Source organism: Raoultibacter massiliensis, from assembly GCF_900199545.1.
GTDB classification, from domain to species: domain Bacteria; phylum Actinomycetota; class Coriobacteriia; order Coriobacteriales; family Eggerthellaceae; genus Raoultibacter; species Raoultibacter massiliensis.
In genome coordinates this window covers 308,698-329,616 of record NZ_LT962671.1, presented here as the reverse complement: position 1 = coordinate 329,616, position 20,919 = coordinate 308,698, and the positions used below count along the sequence as shown (strand labels likewise).

The window sequence follows — 20,919 nt, the reverse complement described above, 5'->3', positions numbered from 1 at the left end:
GGCTCGCCGCACAGACGGCCGTCTTCTGGTCCCGAGAATCTACTTCTGCGGCTCGGCGATCGTCACCTCGGCGTGATCGAGCAGCCACTTGTTGGCCTTCATGCGCTCGGCGATCTCGCGCAGCGCGAATCCGCGGCCCGACGACTCCATCTGCTGACGGGCCATCTGGGGATTCTGCGGGTTCATGAGCCTGCAGGCGTCTTCGAGATCCTCGTCGGTCACAACGAGGCCTTCGTGGCGGAACAGCGCGTCGAGAGCGTAGCCCTGAACGAGCGTTTCGCGGATCTGCATCATGAGCATCATGTTAAACTGCTGTTCGCCGCCGTTCTGCTCGACGAACTGCTCGAAGGTCATGCCCTGCTGCTGGAGTTCGGAGCGCATGTTCATGAGCATCGTCTGCTGCATGGCCTCGTACACCTCGTCGGCGATGCGGCCTGAGAAACGCTTTGCGAGCTCGGATGCCGCAACCTGGCGCTTGTAGTTCTCGTATTCGTTCATGCGGCCTTTTTCGATGCGGTCCTTGATGCTCCCCCGAAGCGCGTCGGCATCGCGGTACAGCGGCATGTTCTTCTTGACCCATTCGTCGGTGATGGCGGGGATCACGCGCTTCTGTATCTCCTTCACCGTCACGGTGCATTCGATGGTTTCATCGATCTGGTTGCCCTTGTCGTCGAGACCGGGGCCCGTGAACGTAAACGATTTGGTCTCCCCTACGTCCATGCCGATGACGTTCTCGTCGAACCCGTCGGGCATGAGTCCCGCTCCTGCGGTGTAGGTGCGGCCGTCGGTCGTCAGGCCCTGCATGGGTTCGCCGTCCTTGGTGGCCTCGATGGCGAGCATGCAGTGATCGCCCGACTGAACGGGATGGGGATCATCGGTCACGAATTCTGCGAACTGATCGGCCATGCGCGCGATCTCGTTTTCCACTTCGGCAGGATCGATCTCGAACGGCGCAACCGTGATCGAAACGGGGTCGTACGAGCTGAGCTCGTAGTCGGGACGGGGAGAAACCGTCAGGCTGAACGTGAAGCTCTGTCCGCGCTTGAGGGGGCTTTTCGCCGTGGCTTTCGGAGGATACGAGGGGATGATGTTCTTCTTGTCGATGGCGAACGGCACGAGCATCTCGGTCGTCTGAGGCTCCACGATCGATGCGAGATCCTTGATGCCGAGCTGGTCTTCCACAATCTGCTCGATGGTCTTTCCCTGCACGGGATGCAGGTTCATCTGCTGAGCGAAGCCGTATGCTGCGGCATTCAGCGCCTGATCGACCTCTTCCGGCGTCGCAACGGCTTCAAGCTGAATCCTGCCGTCGTCCAGTTTCTTTTCGGTTACCTTCATCGATAGCTCCTCGTCTTTACGTATCTCGCATGGCTTGCGCGAAAGCCACACCGCTTTCCATCGCAATCCCCTGTTGCTCCTTGTGGATTGTATCGCAGAACGGGAGCCGCGGCGAGTTCATTTCGATAAATAGGCTACTTCCGGCCAAGCCGCACCCAATCTCCGCTCCCATAAAGGAAGCCGGAGCCCCAGGGCTCCGGCTTCCTTTTCTCCGCGTCAGCGATCACCGCGCGACGGCGATGGTTCGCCATCCTCGCCCCGACGGGCCCCTGCGGGTTCGAAAGCGGCTTTCCCGCACGTCGGACACCTCCCCGTCGAAGGGTCGACCTCGCCACCGCATCCGAAGCACGGTATCTTTGCAGGAGGCGTGTAATACGGACTCGCTTCGTCGTACTTGCCGCAGCGACCGCACTGGGTACAGGGGTAGCACACGTCGATCGCCTACTTCAAATCGACGAGTTCGATCCAGTAGGTAAGCGTTTTCCCGGCGAACGGGTGGTTGAAGTCCAGCTTAACCGCATCCTGGGTCATTTCGGTCACCCAGACGGGCATTCGCCTTCCGTCTTCCTGGTTCGTCCAGAACATCACGTCGCCCACAGCGAGGTCGTAGCCACCATCGACCATCGTCTTCGGATACCAGTTCGCAAGCTTGTCCTGATGCTCCCCGTAGCCCTTCTCGCACGGTATGTCGATCGTGCGCTGCTCGCCAACCTGCATATCGAGCACCGCCTCCTCGATGCCTCGCGGCAGGCTCATATCGCCGAGCATGACGGTCAGGGGCTCTCCGCTCGAACGATCGTCAGCGGGCTCCTCGCCTTTGACGCCGCCCCTGTATCGAATAGAAGCAAGTTTGCCGATTCTGCTGTTGTCGTCCATGTCTACCGCCTATCGCTTCCTATCCGCATGCTTGCTAGCCGAGTTCCTCGGTTTCGTCGATTTCGCCCACCTTGGTATCGTGTCGATGGACGGCATACGACGCCTTGCCCGTGCCCTGCACTTCGATATGGGCGGCTTGGTGCTTCTGCTTTCCGCTCGGCACGAACTCTCCCCTGGCGGCGATGGGATTGTACTGGGGCACCATCAGGAACTGCTTCGGCTTTTCATCGAGCTTCTTCGCAAGCTCTTCGACCGGCCCGTAGGTGATGATGTTCGACAGGCAGTGATGCACGCACATCGGTTCGCGGCCGCCCGCCGTGCGCTCGGCGCACAGGTCGCACAGGTCGGTCAGAACAGGAAAGTAATTCCAGTTCCAGTGCTCGTCATCGATTTTCCACGGCCCGTCGGAGAGCACCTTGATGCCCGTCTTCCCCACCGGATAGGCATGTTCTTCCTTGCAGGTGACCTGGCACGAACCGCAGTTCGTGCAGTATTCGTAATCGATCAATAGTCCATAGGTTGCCATAGCTACACCAGCTTTCCGAATTTTTCCCAGATCAGATCCATGTCGGTGTCGTAGCTTTCGGAAACGGGCTCGATGTTGCATACGAGGCACTTGTTCGGAGCGCCGAAGCCAAGCTTACCGTAGTGGTCGTTGGGAAGCAGGTTGTTGATATTCGAGCGGAAGTTTCCGTAGAGATTGGGCTCGCTTCCGTCCTCTTCGGGGAACCACCATGCATGCTGCGCATGGATGGTCTTCTCGTCGACGGTTTCGGTGATGCGCGCCTTCTCAACGCATTCGCCGAACGGGCTCCACATGCGAACCCACTGGCCGTCGGTAATGCCCAGGTCCTTGGCAACCTTCGGGTTGATCTCGACGATAGGATCGGGGTTGAGTTCGCGCAGGTAGGCGATCTGGCGATGCTCGGAGTGGAAGAACGCCGTCGTGCGCGCGCCCGTGGTGAGGATGTAGGGGTATTCCTTCATAAGCTCGGGATTCGCAGGACCGAACTCGGGTTCGAGGAAGTACGGCAGCGGGTCGTCGCCGAACTGGTTGAACGCGGTCGACCACAGCTCGACGCGCCCCGTCGGCGTTGCGAAGCCGGGCTGCCCGTCCTGGCGCATCTCGCCCCGCTCGTACTTGTAGTAATCGACGGGAATCTGGCATACGACGTTCTTGGACACCTCATCGAAATACCGTCCCTGCTCGCGACGGCCCAGGCGCAGCGCCTCCATGAACTCCTTGGCCGTATCGAATTCCTCCCAGACTTCGGGGCGCAAACGGCGGCCGAGTTCGTAGCACAGCTCGAAGTCGGTCATGGTCTCGCCCACCTCGATCGCCTTGTGCATGAAGCCGGCGGTTACGGTGCAGGGAGCATAGTGGGTGAACACGGTTCCCTCGCGCTCGGCCACCGTCGAAAGCGGCAGGAATATATCGCAGGACGCTTCGATCGACGGGTTCATGAAGGTGTCGAAGCCGATGCAGAATTCGAGGGATTTGACGATGGCGTCGTGCCAGCGCTTCGGCTCCATCGAGGTGCAGCTCATGAGGTTGTTGCCCGCGTAGAAGCCCATCTTGATGGGATAGGGATCGCCGGTTTCGAGCGCATGGAGCATGAGATCTGCATGGGCGTTCAGGATGATCATGCAGTATGCGGGATACTGATCGAGGCCGATCATCTTCTTCTGGAGCTCTTCGCCGACGCCCTTCTCGAACCCGAAGCCCGACTCGTTGTGACCGGCTCCGGTACCGGGAAGGATCTGTCCGCCGGGAACGTCAAGGTTGCCCGTGATCGCCATCAGATCGACGGTCACCTGACCGTTTTGCATGCCGTCGGTCTTCTGGTCGGCCGCGAGGCCCCATTGGATCGCCGCCGGCTTCGCCTGGGCGTACATGCGGGCGGCGGCGTATATCTTCTCAACCGGCACGTCGCATATCTCGGCCGCCTTCTCGGGCGGCATTTCCTGCACGCGCTCGGCCAGCTGCTCGAAACCGTAGCACCAGTATTCCACGAAATCATGGTCGTACAGATCTTCGTTGATGATGATGTTGAGCCACGCCATGCCCATGGCGGTGTCGGTGCCCGCACGCAGCTGCAAATGGATGTCGGCGCGGGTCGCCAGCCAGTTGACGCGGGGATCGATGACGATCAGGCGCGTGCCGCGACGCATCGCATCGATCACGGCATGCCCGAAAAAGCCGTCGGGGTTCGACTCGAGCGGCGCCTTGCCCCAGACGACAAGACACTCGGTGAGCTCGTAGCACTCGTCGTCCCAGCGTCCGGGAAGGGCTCCGGCGTAATCCCACTCGGGATACGTCGTGCCCGCAATGTAGGCGATCGCCGCCAGACGCGGCGTATAGCATGCGTAGCCCGATTGCGTATAGCAGAAGTTCGGGGTTCCGAAGCACATGGTGCCGTAGGGCGCGAAGGTGCCGCCCTCGCGGCCGGTGCCCGCGAAGACCACGATGCTCTCGCGGCCGTATGCGGCCGTGATGCGATCATACTCCTTTTTAATGATATCGAAGGCCTCGTCCCAGGTGATCTGCTCCCACGCATCCGCATTGCCGCGATCCTTCGGGTCGCGCTTCATCGGGTACAGCAGGCGCGCCGGATTGTAGATGTAGTCCTTCAGCGCAATGCACCGCGGGCACAGACGGCCCTGCGTGACCGGATTGTTCTCATCGCCCTCGACCCTGACCAGCCGGCCCTCGTCGTTGACGTAAAGCTTAAGGCCGCAGCCCACCGGGTGGCATCCCGGAGGCGACCAGGGACTCGTGCGCGTGACAGTCAGCCCATCCTCCTCGTAGCGCCACGGCTTGCCGATGTCGTTGACATCCGAAAGCGTGTCGAGCTTGACAACTTCGGCTTTTTTATAGAACTCGTCTTCGCTCATGGTCACATCCTTCCTCGTTCTCGTCCTGAAACGCGTAAAAGCGCCGTTGCGGGCAAAGGATAGCGCGCACCGTTGCGCACTGTCGCCGTACCCAACGGGGTATTCTTGCCCGTACTGTATAATTGATGATGGTTGATCTGGGAAAACAGAGAAAGACTAGCCTTTGGCGCAAACGCAATGGGTATAAGGGGTCTAAGCTCTCTACCCCCTAGTTCCCAAAGGCTAAGACAATGGCTCCTTTCCGAAAACGACATCGGACCCCAGAAAATCCGATCCGTCACGAATGCCCGAGATCCAGGTGAGGCTCGCTGCATTCCGTCCAAAACGTCAGCCGAAATCCCATCTGCAACGACGGGAAGCGCTACCTGGTGTAGAGCGCCCAGCGGGTCTGGCCGTCCATCTTCTTGACGAGCTCGTCGGCCTCCCCGTAGTACATGCACCACGCCTGGCAGTGCTGCACGCACATGGGCATCTTGCCCTTCTCCGTGCGCGACTCGCACATGTCGCAGGCCTTGGTGATCACGGGCAGCCACGTCCACTCCCAGCGGTCCGGGCCGGCCTTGCCCCCGTAGGCGTAGGGGCCCGTCTCGGTGAGCTTTATGCCGAACTCCCCGGCGGAAAGCCCGAGCTCCTTCTTGCAGGCCACCTCGCAGGAATGGCAGCCCGTGCAGTACTCGTAGTTGATGAGAATCGCCTTGGTCATTGTCTGTTCCTCCTATGGAAAGGCTTACGCGCAAACACGGCGGTCGGCGCAGCGTTGCCCGACCGCCGCTCGCTACGCACCGTGTCGCGGATAGAAATCCTTGTCGTAATTGCCAGCCTCGTATTTAGCGCCGAGATCGTATGTACGGCCGAACCCGCCGTTCTCGACGACCTGAACGCTTGAATCGATGTCGCCCTCTTCCACCCTGTATATCTTGCAGATGCCCGACTTAATCGGAGAACCGATACCGCCTTGACCTGCAACGAACGGGCGCGTCAAGTTGTTTGCATTGGAGCTGAACGTACCGAACAGATTCGGTTCCGCCCCTTCCGTTTCAGGGAACCACCAGGCATGTTCGGCATGGATGGTGTTCGGCTTGATGCCGACGAACAGCTTCGCCTGCTGCTTGTAGCGAGCCCCTTCGTTTTCGATCCAGATCCAATCGCCGTCTTTGATGCCATACAGTTCGGCAGTCTCGGGGTTGATCATCGCAAGCGGCTGAGGATGGAGTTCCCTGCTCGTCGGCAGCTGGCGATGCTCGGAATGGAAGAACTCGAACGAGCGGCCGCCCGTTGTAATAATGAGAGGGTACTCGTTCATGAGGTCGGGAGTGGACAACGGGCCCTCGGGTGGCTCGGCATGAAACGGCGTCGGGTGGAGGTTCCAAGCCTGATACGTCAACGGCGCCAGCTCAGCGCGACCCGACGGCGTCTGGAACCCGGGCTGGCCATCCGAACGAAGCATCCCTTTTTCGTATTTTTTGTAGGTAGCATCCCAATCCCAGTATTCGTATCCGCCTTGCCGCTCGATGTCCTCGAAGCTCTTCTTGAGCAACGTAGCCCCCGTAAAGGCAGCGCCAGACTCCTTCGCAACATCAGCCGATGCCGAAAACGAACCGGTGCCATCATGAAGATACCAGTCGAGAATTCCCATATCGTCTTCCCACGGAAAAGCATTCGGATTCAAGCGCCTACCAAGCTCAACGATTATCTCTTCATCCGATTTCGCCTCGTAGTACTGCGAAACCTTGGTCATGGTGCGCACGGGAGTCCACCACGTACGGGCAGAATTGCGCTCGGGGCTCATCGCGACGGGAAGCAAAATATCGGCGAAGGCGACCGATGTCGGCGTAATGAAGGGATCGCAATTAACGACGAACTCGACTTTCTTCATTGCTTCGTACAAACGGGGCGCGTCCATGCCTGGGCAAGCCAGGGTGTTCGACGACTGAATCCACAGCATCTTGATGGAATATGGCTCATCGCGCTCGAGCGCGTAGGTCAAGGCATCAGAATCTGCCGCTGCGACGATGTCGGCCGATTTCCTCTCCCATGTCTTCGATGCCGTCAATCGATTGGCCATCGTCTCCGGAGGCACGAACTCCTCACCCGTCGCATACCCCGCATTGATCTCAAACGCGTTGCGAACGAGGATGTTGCCGCCGGGAACGTCCAAATTGCCCGTGATAGCCATAAGGTCGCATGCGGCAAGGCAAAGCGACATGGAAGACAGCTGCTGGTCAAACGCAAGTCCCCACTGGATAGCCGAGTTGTTTCCCGAAGCATAGAGCCTCGCCGATGCCCGGATGTCGTCGGCGTCGAGGTCGCATATCTCTGCAGCCCATTCGGGAGTTGCATCCTTGACGGACTCGGCAAGCTCCTCGAAGCCGGCGCACCAGCAGTCAACGAAGTTCCGATCGTAGAGGCCCTCGGAGATGATGGTGTGTATCCACGCGCACGCCAAAGCAGCATCGGTGCCGGGCCGAATCTGCAGCCAATACTCGGCTCTCGCACCCCACCAGGTAAGACGAGGATCTATCGAAATGATCTTGGAGCCCAACTGCACGCATACGGCAAGCCAATGACCCAAGTACCCGTCCGCGTTCGAAGCAAGCGGCTCGTTTCCCCATACCACGATAACCTCAGGAGCCTTCCAATCGGGGTTGCCGTAGCGATCCTCATGACCCTCGGAAGCGTCGGCAATCGGAAAATCCCCGAAAGGAGCCATCGAGCCGCATATGCGCGGCATGTAGCACGAGAAAGCCGAGAACCCGAACGTCGAGGTGTTGGGCGTCTGCAGCGCGGCGTTACCGAAAAACGGCGATTGCCAATTGATGTTGCGCCCCGTTCCGTGTATGTTGACGATGCATTCGGGGCCGAATTCGCGCTTGAAGTAATTCACTTTGTCTACGATTATGTCGTAGGCCTCTTCCCACGATATGCGCTCCCACCTGTTCTCCCCGCGCGCACCGGCTCGTTTCATGGGGTACTTGACGCGGTCGGGATGATTGACCGCTTCGGTCAGGTTCAGGCACCTCATGCACAGCCTGCCGTTGGCGACCGGATCGAACGGATCACCCTCTACCTTTTCAAGCCGCCCGTCTTTCGTATACAGCAAAACGCCGCAAGAGTCGTGGCAGCCGGGCGGGGAATAATGATACGTGCGCGTAACCGTGTACCCGTCCTCCTCCCACTGGAACTCCCCTTTGTGGTAAGCGTCCTCGTCAACACCTTCCAAAAAACCCTTGTAGTCAAAAGCCATGGTTCTCCTTTCGCTTCGTCTCGCACGCCGAAGGCAAGCGCCCTTCTCCGGCTGCGCCCATTGTAAAAAGCAAAAGGCATGCTAAATATGGCATTATTATTGAAAAACAACTATAATTTCGGTACTTTTACTATATCGGCATCGAAGGAATCACGATGGTAAGTCTCAACATGATTTTGGAGCATCTTGACGGATGCCGGCTTCTATCGGCACCGCCCCGCATGACTAAACGATTTGCCCATATCTCCTTCCTTCGGGGAGAAAGCAGCTTCGACCAAGACGCCGACGCAAGCAAAACGCCGGCAAGCACTGCAGCCCTTTCCTCAAACGAGTTGATTTTGTACTGCGGATCAGCCGCAGCAGCCGAATCGTTCGCCGCTGCACGCGAAAAGGACTTCGTCCTCTGCATCCAAAGCGAACCGTCCGTCTCCCCCGCCCTTCGCTCGTTGCAATCGCAGGTCATCGTCCTGCAAAGCAGCGAGCCCGTCTCTTCGTCGTTCGATCGAATAGAGCATCTGTTCTTCTCGATAAACTCCTGGACGAGAAGCATGAAAAACGCCGTGCTCGACGGAGGAGACTACCAAAGTCTCATCGATCGCAGCGAACCGATACTGAAAAACTTCATCTCCGTATCGAATTCCGAATTCCGTCTGCTTGCATATTCTCGGCACACGCCCATCGAGGATCCCGTCGCCCGATCCCTGATCAAATCAGGCGTCCATTCTCCCGAAACCGTTAAGCTGTTCAAAAAGTACCGCGTCGCCAAAGACTGGGAAACGCAAACCAAAATCGAACGAAAGCCCGCGTCGGAGCTTACTGCGCATGAAGTGCTCGACTACGTATTCCGCATCCAGGGAAACTACTTCATCCACGTCAACATGCACTGCAACGTGATTCCCCCTACCGCAGCCCTTGTAGATGCGTTCCAGCTCCTCGTCGAGCATATGGAATACTGCGTAAAACGCGACTGGAACGAAAGGTTCCTCCAGGAACAGGAGCCATCCCGACTTTTCGGGGATCTCATAGCCCATAAGCCCCAGAACGAAAAAGCTTTTGCGGACCGTCTCGAAAGCACGGGAATCCCGAAGGCCGGCTCGTTTCTGCTCGTAGCTTTCAAATTCCAAGAGCACAGCCGGGAAAACAAGCTGCTGCCTTACTATGCGAACCATCTCAAAGAAGCCTTTCCCGGATGCCACATAGGCATCCATGGCGTTTACGCGCTCATGCTCTATACGCACGAAACGAATCCCGCAGCCGAAGAGCGGCGGCTTCTCGCCTTTTCCGAAACCCATCCCTGCTCGATCGGCGTATCCAACCGCTTCTCCAACATAACCGATTTCGCCTTTGCGTTCCAGCAATCGAAAAACGCTATTGAAATCGCCTTGAGCCCCCGGCAATCGCTTGCCGCTCGCTACTCTGAAAAGAAAGATTCGCCGATCTATCGATTCGATGCGTATTTCCCCTCTTACATCGCCGAAACCGCACGTACGAACAATCATCTTGTCGAATACTGCGTTCAGAACGGAATCGTGCCCAAGATCGCAGCTTTCGACGAGCAGCACGGCACGAATGACCTCAAGACGCTATTTCTCTACCTCATCTGCGAGCGCAAGGTCAGCGCAGCATGCGAAGCTCTCTTCCTTCATCGCAATACACTGCTTTACCGCATCGAGAAAATGCAAGATCGATTCGGATTCAACCTTGACGACCCGAACGTCAGGCAGCAGATCATGCTCGAGTATTCGCTGTACTCGCCCGAATAGACGGCTAGGCACTCGAATCCCATCTCAAACACTCTTTTGATATGTCAAAATCATTGAATTTTTCCTTTCTTTTCGGTTCTTTTGCTCTGTAAAAGGACAAAGCCTCTTTCATACAATGCCCGCAACGAATCTTGCGACGGACCCCAGAGCAATCACGGGCCAGAAGGTCGCAAGGGTACCGCTTGGATCGCCCTAGCCGACCCTTCCTCGGGATCCGCAGGCAAACCAATCGAAGGCGCTACGAACGCAGAAAGGACGAGGAACGATCATGGAATTCGACATCAAAAAAGGCAAAGACATCAAAATCAACATACGACCGGTAACGATATCCGTATACCACGAGTATGTATTCGAGGGTCCATGCCGATTCGGCAAGGGAGACGAGCTGACCAAGGATTTCGACATGATGTCGATTTCGATGGTTCACAAGCAGTTCGTCGACGAAGTGCAAGAGAGACTCGGAAAACTGCCGTTCGTCAACATCGTCGACCCCGTCGTCATCAAGCGCGACGAAACGTTCCCCGTCACCGACGAGCTGCTCGCGGAGATGGCAGGCGATGTCGAGAACACAGACGTATACCTGCTGAAATTCCATCCTTTCGGAATCGACTTCGCCCTTGAATTTGCCCGAACCTACCGAAAGCCTCTCGCAACCGTTCTGCAGTGCTGCAATGATTCCGGGCTCATGGCGGCCCTGCGCCCTCGCGGTTTCGAAGGATACAGCTGGATAGACTGGGATAGCGCCATCGATGGGCTCAAGGTGCTCCGCGCACGAAAGGCGCTCGCAAAAACCCGCGTGCTCTGCATCCCGCGAGCGAACTCCAACAATTCGCTCAGCGCTCTCGACTCGTTCTACGACCATAGCAACGTCACCGAAAAACTCGGCGTCCAGTTCCGATACTACAACCTGCACGAATTCATGGACCAGACCAAAAACGTCGACCCCATGAGCAACCCCACCCTCCCGGGTCGTCTCTGCGACAACATCAACGACGAGGACGAAGCGGAAATCAAGAGAATCGCAGACGAATTGATCTCGGGCGCCGAAGAATGCGACATGAAACCCGAGGATGTCTACCCGTCGGTCAGGGCAAACTACCTTGTCAACAAATTGCTTGCAAAACTAGAATGCAACGCTTTTGCCGCCCCTTGCCCCGACATGTGCGCAACAAGGCGGCTCAACGAAGAAAGGTTCACGCTTTGCCTGAACCACTCGCTCAACAACGAAAACGGAGTCTGCTCAGCCTGCGAATACGATATTTCGGCGCTTGTCTCCATGGTTCTGCTGTCGAACCTCTCCTTCAGCGCACCCTACATGGGCAACACGTCGGTCGGGAAGACCAACGGCAACCGCAACCCCGAAGTTTCGCCTCTGCTCACTCTCAACAAAGACTCGTATGCAGACGCCTCGGACACCATGGCAGGCGTCAAGGACATCGCCTACACCTTCCACGCTACCCCGAACCGGCTGCTCAAAGGCTTCGATGCCGACCGCGAGCCCTACGCGCTGCGCCCCTTCGCCATGGGGGGAAGATGGGGAGCGACCATCCGGTACGACTTCAACAACGACAAAGGACAGACGGTAACGATGTGCAGATTCGACCCGCTTTGCGAGAAGATATTCATTGCACGCGGCACCATCGTATCGGGCATCGGATACAAAGACGAAAACTGCACGGAAGGCGCTTTCTTCAAAGTCGCCGACGCACGAAGGTTCTACGAGTGCTCCCTGCAAGTCGGAAACCATATTCCCCTCGTCTACGGTGATGTATACGACAACGCATGCAAGCTCGCCGACATACTCGGACTCGAGATCCTCACCTGCGAGTAAAGCATCGATTACAACACGAACGAAACCTGGAGCACCCGGCAATCGACCGGGTGCTTTTTCAAACGGCATTGAGAGTACGATGACTCGCCGGGACATTGCCCGTATACTGCCGTTCGCCGCTATAGACGCGTCGCAACCAGAGACGGACCGCACACGCAAAGGCCTTTCCGGGCCAAATCAGTCAGATGAACAGCGTCCGACCGAGAGCCAAGGAGGAAAACCATGACTGACAAGCAATCGGCTATCGCCGAAAGAGAAGCCGATATCGTAAGGCTCCTGTCATCCTTCGATGACTGGCTGTCTGTTTATTCTTACCTCATCGATTCGACGCTTTACCTCCCCGCCCTTACGGCCGAAGAAAAGAAACGCGCCGTAGCCGTTGCGGATTGCCAATCGGCAACATGGATACTCGTCGAACTCGAGGGCGGACTCGTCAGGATAAAGGCCGACAGCGAAGCGCTCATCGTCAAAGGACTCGCCGGTCTGCTCGTCAGGGTATTCGATGGGCAGCCGCCCGATGCCGTTCTCGAAGCCGATATAGATTTCGTTTCAAAAACCATGTTAAAGCAAAACCTCGACTCGCAAAGAACGAAGGGGCTTGGCGCCATGTTCGAAACCATTGTGTGCCAAACGAGGGCCCTGCGATCAGAAAACAACGATAACGCCTGATAACCGCCTCGCACTGAGAGTGCTATGTCGAAAATTGCCCGATTTCGCACTCAGCTTTCGGTGCATCCGCGTGCGCCATTGCTTAAGGTGGCAAGCAAGGGGATGCAAACCGCATCCAAAAGAATACGAGAGGAGCTTCACCTATGGACGTATCATTCAAGCGCCCCATCGATGAGAAGTGCGTCGTCTTGCCGGTCTTCGGCGCGCTCATCCACGATTACGCGTACGAGGGCCCATGCCGATTCGGAAACAAAGATGAGCTGACGCATGAGTTCGACGAAATGGCGGCGGCAACCGGGCTCAAAGCCTTCAACGAGAAGATCGTCGAGAAGCTCGCAGGGCCGGACATCGAGCTCATGGACACGGTATTTGCGGCGAATTCCGACGAATTCAATCTGCTTCAGGACACCATAGGAGAAATAGAAGCGCTCAAGGGACGGTTCGACGCGATTCTGCTCGACGGCAACCCGATGCCGTTTTGGGTACGCGAAGTCTACCAGCACTTCGATTGCCCCATCCTGATCCACACCGACACGGGCGCCATCACCATGTCCGAAGTCTGCGACGCCCACAACCGAGGATATGACAACGTATACGCAACGCTGTACTGGGACGATGTCCGCGATCGCCTGCGCTGCATCAAGGTCATGAAGGCTCTTGCCCACACGCGCACCCTTAAGATGATCCGCCATGAATCGAACCTGTACCTTACCGACGACTTCGACGTGGCTGCAGACTTCGGCGTATCGGCTCGATCCATCAACCTTCACGAAGTCATCGACCAGCTCGACAAAACCGATGGATACAACAACCATACGCTGCCCGAGAGAAAAGCCTATAACCTCACCGAAGAGGAAGAAGCGGAAGCGGAAGCGATTGCCGACGAGTTGATCGCCGGAGCGAAAGACGTGTTCATGGAACGGGATAAGCTTCTGAAATCCGTCCGTTTCAACGTTTTGACGCGCAAGCTCATGAAGCATTTCGGATGCAATTCGTTCACCGCCCAATGCAAGGAATGCTGCGCTACGACGCGCCTGAATCACGAACAGGTCACCTTCTGCCTCGGCCATTCGCTCAACAACGAAGCCGGCATTCCCTCCGCCTGCGAAGGCGACATGAACGCGCTGCACGCCATGGTGGTCATGATGTGCTTGTCCCACAAGGCGCCCTATCAGTCGAACACGACGCCCGTGGTTATCGAAGACGACGAAATTTACGGAGCCATGTGGTTCGCTCCGCATGAGTGCATGGACGAATACCCGAACAAGCTGTACTGCACGTGGCATGCAACGCCGAACCGCAAGATGCATGGCTTCGACGCCGAGGACGACGCATACGGCGTCGGCCCCTTTGCCGCGAACGCCGGCTTCGGAGCCACGATCCGCTACGACTTCAACGATCACATCGGCGAAGATGTGACCATGATGCGCTTCAACCCCGCTGGAACGAAGATGCTCGTATACAAATCGAAAATCGTCGGCGGCACCGGCTACGATCGCTACGGATGCCCCGAGGGTCCCTATTTCCCGCTCAAAGACCGCGATGCCGCCTTCATGGCTCAAAACGAATTCGGCGACCACACCGCTTTGGTATACGGCGACTACCGTAAAGACCTGAAACTTCTTGCCGATATGATGAAGATCGAATACGTGGAGTTCACCGACTAATCGCAGAACCTGCACGCGATGCGAGCGGAACCCCAGCGGCTCCGCTCGCCGGCGGACTGCAAAACCAAACACACTCTCTATACCAAGAATTCGTCAATCCAGACAAGGAGGATCCGTGGAATACAACATGGGCCCGGGACGGCGCGACAGGGCGCTTGAGTTGCGCTACGAAGAGGCCGAGAAAAAGGCCAAGGCAATCGCCGAAACCCTGAAGAGCAAACCGCGTCCTTCGGCAGACGAGTTCGACGCTTCCGTCAGATCATACATCCGTACAAGAATGCTCCTCGAGCCGAAAGACGAGATGCCCGATTCTCTCAACGTCCTCGGGCAGATGAACCTCGCCCGCGCTCTCGGCGTATCGATTCCCGAACTCTCGAGCATCGACATGGAAGCGAAATGCGGAGGAACCTCAGCGGTCATGACGAAAAAGATACTGCTCATCATGGCCCTGAACCGAGATCTGGGCGTTTCCGTAACTCCCGATGAAGCAGCAGAGATAACCAAAATCTCCGAGCTCATCGAGCGGCTTTACCACCTATACGAAAGCAACGACTAGGATTGCGCCTCGGCAGCTTCGGGATTCGTATCGTCGAGCAGATCCATTAACTCCCTCTGCGTATGAATCCCGACTTTTTGGTATATGTTGTAAATATGGGTTTTCGCCGTCGACTCCGAAATGAACAGCTTGTCCTGAATGGTCGTTGCCGTCCTTCCGCGACCAAGCAACCGAAGCACGTCAAGCTGACGCTCGGTCAGCCCGTATCTTTCGGCGAACAAAACGCACTGCCGCTCGTATCGATCATCCGCCGTCTTCTCGATGACGGTCGGCGATGCGAGAAAACCCGATCCCCGAAACACGTACGTCGAAGCAGCGACCAATACGAGCACAAGCCCAAGGCAGGCTACGGTAAACGCATCGGAAACCACTGATTCCATCCCGTAGGCAAAACCAGCGACCAGCCACCCTACGGCGAGCCCGGCAACGTTGCCAATCCGGCCAAACGCCATCACCTTAGTAATATGGGGAGCGGCACTTGCCATGTCTTTTACCAGCACATCAAGGTCAGCGAAGCTGTAAGCAGTCAATGCAGCGACGAGAACGCAGGCAAAGAAAGCTCTTCCCATGCCGCCAACCAGACACATGGGAATAAGGCAGAACGTTGCTATCGGCACATAAAGCCATAAAAGGTCACCGTAGCGATACCCCCCGCATCGCCTCACGATGAAAAGCATAACCAGCGATGCAACGACGAAAAGGGCCGAGAGGAGCACGTCGGCCCACACAGCGTAAAAGCTCGTCGTCACCGTATGCCCACAAAACCCGAGCGCAACCCCCGAAAACCAAGTCATCGTCAACGTTCTTTTCGACAATTTCGCGTTTGCAGAATCGGAAGCAACCGAGGGCATCGTCTTCTTGATTGCGATTCCCTCGGTCGTGACCGCCAGACGCCGATGGGAGAACATCGAACAGAGGACCGACAGCACCGGCAGCAGCGCGTGGACGGCTACAGACACCGCGGGAAGCAGCAAAGTGGCGGAAAAGAAGACCGCGGACGAGACGACCATGGTCGATGCGATGATGATCGAGTGTTTCGTCATTTTTCCCAAAGCCACGAGAAACCAAACCCAGTAAACCATGAGGAAAGCATAGCCGATCCCCGATAAAGCCCATGAGACCTCCTGAACGACCATCGCCGCGCATTGGCAAAAAAGAGGGCATTGGTCGGCGCATTCGCAAGGAAACGCCAAAGCGGCAAGCGATGCAAGGGGGCAAAGAGCAACCGATGCGAGAGCGGACGTCACAATCCCTTTGCGCGTAACGAAGAATCTCTCGCATATGCCGAGAACCGGCAGAGAGATGCCAAGCGCGACAAGCATTATCACCCGCAATTGCGAAGCATGACCCGCATCCATACCTGCATGGGACACCGCAAAATTGCTGAAGTACACGATCCACATCCAGCTGAGAAACAATCCATACCCGAGACACCCCACAATGAGCCCCTGCATGCGGGCGCCTTCGGCAGACATGCCGAAGGCGGTCGTCTCTTTTCCATGTTCGGCCATCACTACCCCCGTGCAGAATCGCCGCTCGTCTATATTGAAGCAAAAGAGGCAGGCGCCCGGTATCTGGAACCGAGCGCCTGATTTATTCTACCTGGTGTAGAGCGCCCAGCGGGTCTGGCCGTCCATCTTCTTGACGAGCTCGTCGGCCTCCCCGTAGTACATGCACCACGCCTGGCAGTGCTGCACGCACATGGGCATCTTGCCCTTCTCCGTGCGCGACTCGCACATGTCGCAGGCCTTGGTGATCACGGGCAGCCACGTCCACTCCCAGCGGTCCGGGCCGGCCTTGCCCCCGTAGGCGTAGGGGCCCGTCTCGGTGAGCTTTATGCCGAACTCCCCGGCGGAAAGCCCGAGCTCCTTCTTGCAGGCCACCTCGCAGGAATGGCAGCCCGTGCAGTACTCGTAGTTGATGAGAATCGCCTTGGTCATTGTCTGTTCCTCCTCGCCTTGTCCCCGCTACGCCTCAACCTTGGCGCCGGTCTTCAGATCGGTGCGCTCGCCCGTCGACGGATCGATGAGCTGGTTGGACATAACGTCGTATTCCATGCCCTGCCCAAGCGCCGCATGGAAGCGGTCGATTTCATCCTGGCGAGGCGATTCCACTTTTTCATACCAGGGGAAGTTGCCCGTTTCGGCGATCTGCTGATACGGCATCGTATCCCCTGCACGCACGGGATAGATCTTGCAGATCATTCCCTTGATCGGCGACCCGACGCCGCCCTGCCCCGTCACGAACGCCTTGGTGCAGTTGTTCGGATTCGATTCGAACGTGCCGAACAGATAGGGAGCCGACGGTTCGGTTTCGGGGAACCACCAACCGTGTTCGGCGTGAACCGTCTTCTCGTTGACCACCGGCGACACTTTGGCTATCTGTTTGAACCTGCCATGGTCGTTTTCTATCCAGACCCACTGCCCATCCTGGATGCCGTACTTCTCGGCCGTCGCCGGGTTGACGAGTACACGCGGCTGCGGGTGCAGTTCGCGCATCGTCGGCAGCTGGCGATGCTCGGAATGGAAGAACTCGAACGAGCGGCCGCCGCAGGTGAGTATCAGCGGGTAATCCGCCATGAGCTCCGGCGTCGAGATCGGGCTCTCGGGCGGTTCGGTGTGGAACGGCGTCGTGCTCAAGCCCCAGTATTGGTAGAGCATGGGCGCAAGCTCCAGCCGGCCCGAAGGCGTTCCGTAGCCGATCGAGCCGTCGGGGCGGAACATCCCCTTCTCGGCCTTGTTGTAGGTGGCGTTGAATTCGTCGTAGCTGTGGCCCAGCATGCTCGGATCGCGCACGAGCTCGTCCCACGATGCCGTGAAGAGCGTCTTGCCCGAGTTCTTGGCGCCACCCTGGTCGGTTGCCTCGGTGGTCGCGGAAAACGATCCGGTTCCGTCATGGAGATACCAGTTCAGCCAATCGATATCGGTCTCCCACTGATCGAACACCTCGGGGTTCAAACGCTTGCCGAGCTCCAGGATGATCTGCTCGTCGGATTTGGCTTCGTAGAAATCCGATACCTTCACCATGGCGCGGCACGGCGACCACCACGTGCGAGCCGAATTGCGCTCGGCGCTCATCGCCACGGGAAGGATGATGTCGGCAAGCGCCACCGACGTCGGCGTCACGTACGGATCGGCGTTCACGATGAACGGTATGTTCTGCATGGCCTTCATCACGCGGGGTGCGTCCTGGCTCGGGCAGGACAGCGTATTGGACGATTGTATCCACATCATCTTGATCGGATACGGGAAGCCGTCCTCGATTGCCTGCAGCAAGCCATCCGAGCTCGCATGGGCAACGAAATCGCCGCCCTCGACCGAAAGCGCGAAGTTGTTGTTGAGCTTCTTAGCGCGCCATTCGGCGGGAGTCAGATGCTCGCCCGAAGCGTATCCCGCATTGATCTCGAACGCGTTGTGCACGAGAATGTTGCCGCCGGGCACATCGACGTTTCCGCACAGCGCCATGAGGTCGCATCCGGCAAGGCAGAGAGCCATGGCCGAAAGCTGCTGATCGAATGCCAGGCCCCACTGGATGGCACCCGGCTTGGCGCTTGCGTACAATCGGGCCGAAGCGCGGATGTCATCGGCATCGAGATCGCAGATGGGAGCGGCCCACTCGGGAGTCGTGTCCTTCACCGATTCCGCCAGCTCTTCGAAGCCGGCGCACCACGAAGCCACGTAATCGGCATCGTAGAGGCCCTCTTCGATGATGACGTTCAACCACGCGCAGCCGAGCGCCGCATCGGTGCCGGGCCGAATCTGCAGCCAGTATTCGGCCCGAGCGCCCCACCAGGTCAGACGCGGATCGATGGATATGATTTTGGTTCCCATCTGCACGCACTGCACGAGCCAGTGGCCGATGTAGCCGTCGGCGTTCGAAGCCAAAGGCTCGTTGCCCCAAACGACGAGCACCTCGGGCGGAACCCACTCGGGATTGTTGTAGCGGTCCTCATGGGTCTCGGAAGCGTCGACGATCGGAAAATCACCGAACGGCGCGATGGAGCCGCAGATGCGCGGCATGTAGCAGGAGAATCCGGTGAATCCGAACGTCGAGATGTTCGGCGTCTTCAGCGCCGCCTGCCCGAAAAACGGAACCTGCCAGTTGATGTTGCGGCCCGTGCCGTGCACGCAGATGATGGCGTTGCCGCCGTCGGTTTCCCAAATCTGCTTGACCTTCGCCTCGATCTCGTCGTACGCCTCATCCCACGAAATGCGCTCCCACTTGTTCTCGCCGCGCTCGCCCGCGCGCCGCATGGGGTATTTCAGGCGATCGGGATGGTTCACCGACTCGTCGAGCGTCAGGCACTTTATGCACAGCTTGCCGTTCGTGCAGGGATCGAGAGGATCTCCCTCGACGCGCTCGACCTTTCCGTCTTTCGTATAAAGAAGAATACCGCACGACGTATGGCAACCCGGAGGCGAATAATGGTAGGTGCGGGTGACGGTGTACCCGTCTTCTTCCCACCGCCATTCCCCTTCGTGGTACGCCTCGCGATCCACTCCGTCAAGAAACTCTTGGTAATCAGCCATGATTCCTCCCTATCTTGCTTGTCTTTTATTCGACGGCGCACATGGTACAGGCATGCGGCGATACTTCCATTGCCCGATCTTGCTACATCTACGAAATACGAGACTGATTGTTCCCACCACGGTCATAGACCCACGGTATGAAGCGGGAAAACCGCATATCAGCCGATGTGACTTAGCTACTGAACTGCGGTTTTCCAGAATCATTCAAATATCGACGAATCGCCGCGACAGCCGTTACTCCCACTGCATCCTGATCTTTTTCTTTTGCGTAAGCGCAACCCCCACAAGAATGGCGCAGATGACGAGTATGACGATGCCGGCTACGAACGACCCCACGTAGCTTCCCGTAATGTCATAGCATGCTCCGACCGCAGCAGCACCGAAGCAGCCTATGATCCCCGACATGCGCGAATACGAAAGAATCTGCGCGAAGTATTTCTTGCCGAAAATATCCGAAATAAGCGTTGGAACCGAAATCGTGATGATGACGGAGTTCATCCCAAATACGAATGCAGCCACCATCAGGGGAACCTCGTCTTGAAGGAAAGAGAAACCAAGCAACGATGCAGCTGTAACGCCAAGAGTTATGTACGTAGAAGCAGCAACGCCAATCTTGTCGGTAACCCACCCCATAACAAGAGTCGCAACCGTATAGCCAAGCTGTGCCAAGGAGAGAATGCCAGCCCCGAAAGCAGCTGTGTAGCCGAGTGACTCGGCAAATCCAGGTAGATGATTGTTGTAACCGCTGAACAGGGCTTCTATCCCGGCATAGGCAAAGATGCATACGAAAGCCAACGTAACGATCGCCTTTTTCGCCGGCATGCCCTTCGCATGGCTCGCCTCGGCCTCGAGTTCGGCGGCCCTTTCGGCTCCATAAGGCTTCAATCCGAGCTCAGAAGGGTTTAGCCTGAATACGAACATGGTCCATGGCAGCACTATGATGCAGATAATGACGGCTATAGTCGGGTACGCCATCCTCCAGCCGACAACCTCGATCAACCAGGTGCCGAGCATAGGGAAGATGACCCCGCCGATCCCCGATCCGCACATTGCGATGCCAAGTGCCGTGCCGCGCTTTTCGACGAACCAGTTTTCGATAAGCACTGTCGACGCCACGACAAACACCAATGCTCCAGCAACCCCAAGAACAACTCCCGCTACGTACCACTGCCATAATTCGGTGAACAGCCCCATGCATGCCTCTGTAGCAGCGATGATCAAAAAGCACACGGTGAGGAATACGCGAAAGTTCCATTTCGGCAGAAACTTTGCGACAAGCGGATACGTAAACGTCGTCGCAATGAAGTAGAACGTCAAGTACAGAGCGATCGCCCCGCGATCAAACCCAAGATCATCGCAGATGGGAACAAAGAAAATACCACCGGAGTTCATAATCGCGCCTAAAGCGCCCGCCTGGAGAAAACAGCACCCGATCATCACCAGCCATGCATAATGGATGCCCTTCTTTTTTTCAGACACGGAAAACACCTCCTTAGGCCCCCCGCGTTTTCGCGCAGGGGGCGCCTCTCAAACAAAGGATCAGTTGGGCAT

15 protein-coding genes are annotated in these 20,919 nt (G+C 57.4%); 5 read left to right on the top strand and 10 right to left on the bottom strand.

The window, feature by feature from the left end; genetic code table 11:
- Positions 1-39: 39 nt before the first annotated feature.
- The 6 genes from tig to C1719_RS05510 form a co-directional block, all read right to left on the bottom strand.
- Positions 40-1,338: a trigger factor gene (tig, locus tag C1719_RS05535; protein WP_102374213.1), complete on the bottom strand. Its 1,299-nt coding sequence runs from the start codon at positions 1,336-1,338 to the stop codon at positions 40-42.
- Positions 1,339-1,779: 441 nt separating this feature from the next.
- On the bottom strand, positions 1,780-2,214 hold the full coding sequence (locus C1719_RS05530) for an FKBP-type peptidyl-prolyl cis-trans isomerase (protein ID WP_102374212.1): 435 nt from the start codon (positions 2,212-2,214) through the stop codon (positions 1,780-1,782).
- 34 nt (positions 2,215-2,248) lie between these two features.
- Positions 2,249-2,740 (bottom strand): 4Fe-4S dicluster domain-containing protein, encoded by a 492-nt coding sequence (locus tag C1719_RS05525; protein ID WP_102374211.1) that lies wholly within the window; start codon positions 2,738-2,740, stop codon positions 2,249-2,251.
- 2 nt (positions 2,741-2,742) lie between these two features.
- Positions 2,743-5,109: a molybdopterin-containing oxidoreductase family protein gene (locus tag C1719_RS05520; RefSeq protein WP_102374210.1), complete on the bottom strand. Its 2,367-nt coding sequence runs from the start codon at positions 5,107-5,109 to the stop codon at positions 2,743-2,745.
- 361 nt (positions 5,110-5,470) lie between these two features.
- Entirely contained in the window at positions 5,471-5,812 is a 342-nt protein-coding gene (locus C1719_RS05515) for a 4Fe-4S dicluster domain-containing protein (protein WP_102374199.1), read from the bottom strand.
- 72 nt (positions 5,813-5,884) lie between these two features.
- On the bottom strand, positions 5,885-8,353 hold the full coding sequence (locus tag C1719_RS05510) for a molybdopterin-dependent oxidoreductase (protein WP_102374209.1): 2,469 nt from the start codon (positions 8,351-8,353) through the stop codon (positions 5,885-5,887).
- Between the two features lie 155 nt (positions 8,354-8,508).
- Between C1719_RS05510 and C1719_RS05505 the strand changes: the two genes are divergently transcribed.
- The 5 genes from C1719_RS05505 (at position 8,509) to C1719_RS05485 (ending at position 14,839) form a co-directional block, all read left to right on the top strand.
- A complete protein-coding gene (locus C1719_RS05505) occupies positions 8,509-10,116 on the top strand; it encodes a PucR family transcriptional regulator (RefSeq protein ID WP_102374208.1) in 1,608 nt (535 codons plus the stop codon).
- Positions 10,117-10,384: 268 nt separating this feature from the next.
- A complete protein-coding gene (locus C1719_RS05500) occupies positions 10,385-11,947 on the top strand; it encodes a hypothetical protein (RefSeq protein WP_102374207.1) in 1,563 nt (520 codons plus the stop codon).
- Between the two features lie 222 nt (positions 11,948-12,169).
- Positions 12,170-12,616 carry a SufE family protein gene (locus tag C1719_RS05495; RefSeq protein WP_102374206.1) on the top strand — a complete coding sequence of 149 codons (447 nt, stop codon included), beginning with the start codon at positions 12,170-12,172 and terminating at the stop codon, positions 12,614-12,616.
- A 143-nt stretch (positions 12,617-12,759) separates the two neighbouring features.
- Positions 12,760-14,283: a hypothetical protein gene (locus tag C1719_RS05490; protein WP_102374205.1), complete on the top strand. Its 1,524-nt coding sequence runs from the start codon at positions 12,760-12,762 to the stop codon at positions 14,281-14,283.
- A gap of 115 nt (positions 14,284-14,398) precedes the next feature.
- Entirely contained in the window at positions 14,399-14,839 is a 441-nt protein-coding gene (locus tag C1719_RS05485; RefSeq protein WP_102374204.1) for an acyl carrier protein, read from the top strand.
- Here C1719_RS05485 and C1719_RS05480 read toward each other — a convergent pair.
- From C1719_RS05480 to C1719_RS05465, 4 genes are all read right to left on the bottom strand, one after another.
- A complete protein-coding gene (locus C1719_RS05480) occupies positions 14,836-16,350 on the bottom strand; it encodes a helix-turn-helix transcriptional regulator (RefSeq protein WP_102374203.1) in 1,515 nt (504 codons plus the stop codon). The two genes, C1719_RS05485 and C1719_RS05480, sit on opposite strands and share 4 nt — an antisense overlap.
- 87 nt (positions 16,351-16,437) lie before the next feature.
- Positions 16,438-16,779 (bottom strand): 4Fe-4S dicluster domain-containing protein, encoded by a 342-nt coding sequence (locus C1719_RS05475; RefSeq protein WP_102374199.1) that lies wholly within the window; start codon positions 16,777-16,779, stop codon positions 16,438-16,440.
- Positions 16,780-16,806: 27 nt separating this feature from the next.
- Positions 16,807-19,368 carry a molybdopterin-dependent oxidoreductase gene (locus tag C1719_RS05470; RefSeq protein ID WP_102374202.1) on the bottom strand — a complete coding sequence of 854 codons (2,562 nt, stop codon included), beginning with the start codon at positions 19,366-19,368 and terminating at the stop codon, positions 16,807-16,809.
- A gap of 234 nt (positions 19,369-19,602) precedes the next feature.
- Positions 19,603-20,847: an MFS transporter gene (locus C1719_RS05465; protein WP_146007845.1), complete on the bottom strand. Its 1,245-nt coding sequence runs from the start codon at positions 20,845-20,847 to the stop codon at positions 19,603-19,605.
- Positions 20,848-20,919 lie beyond the last annotated feature (72 nt).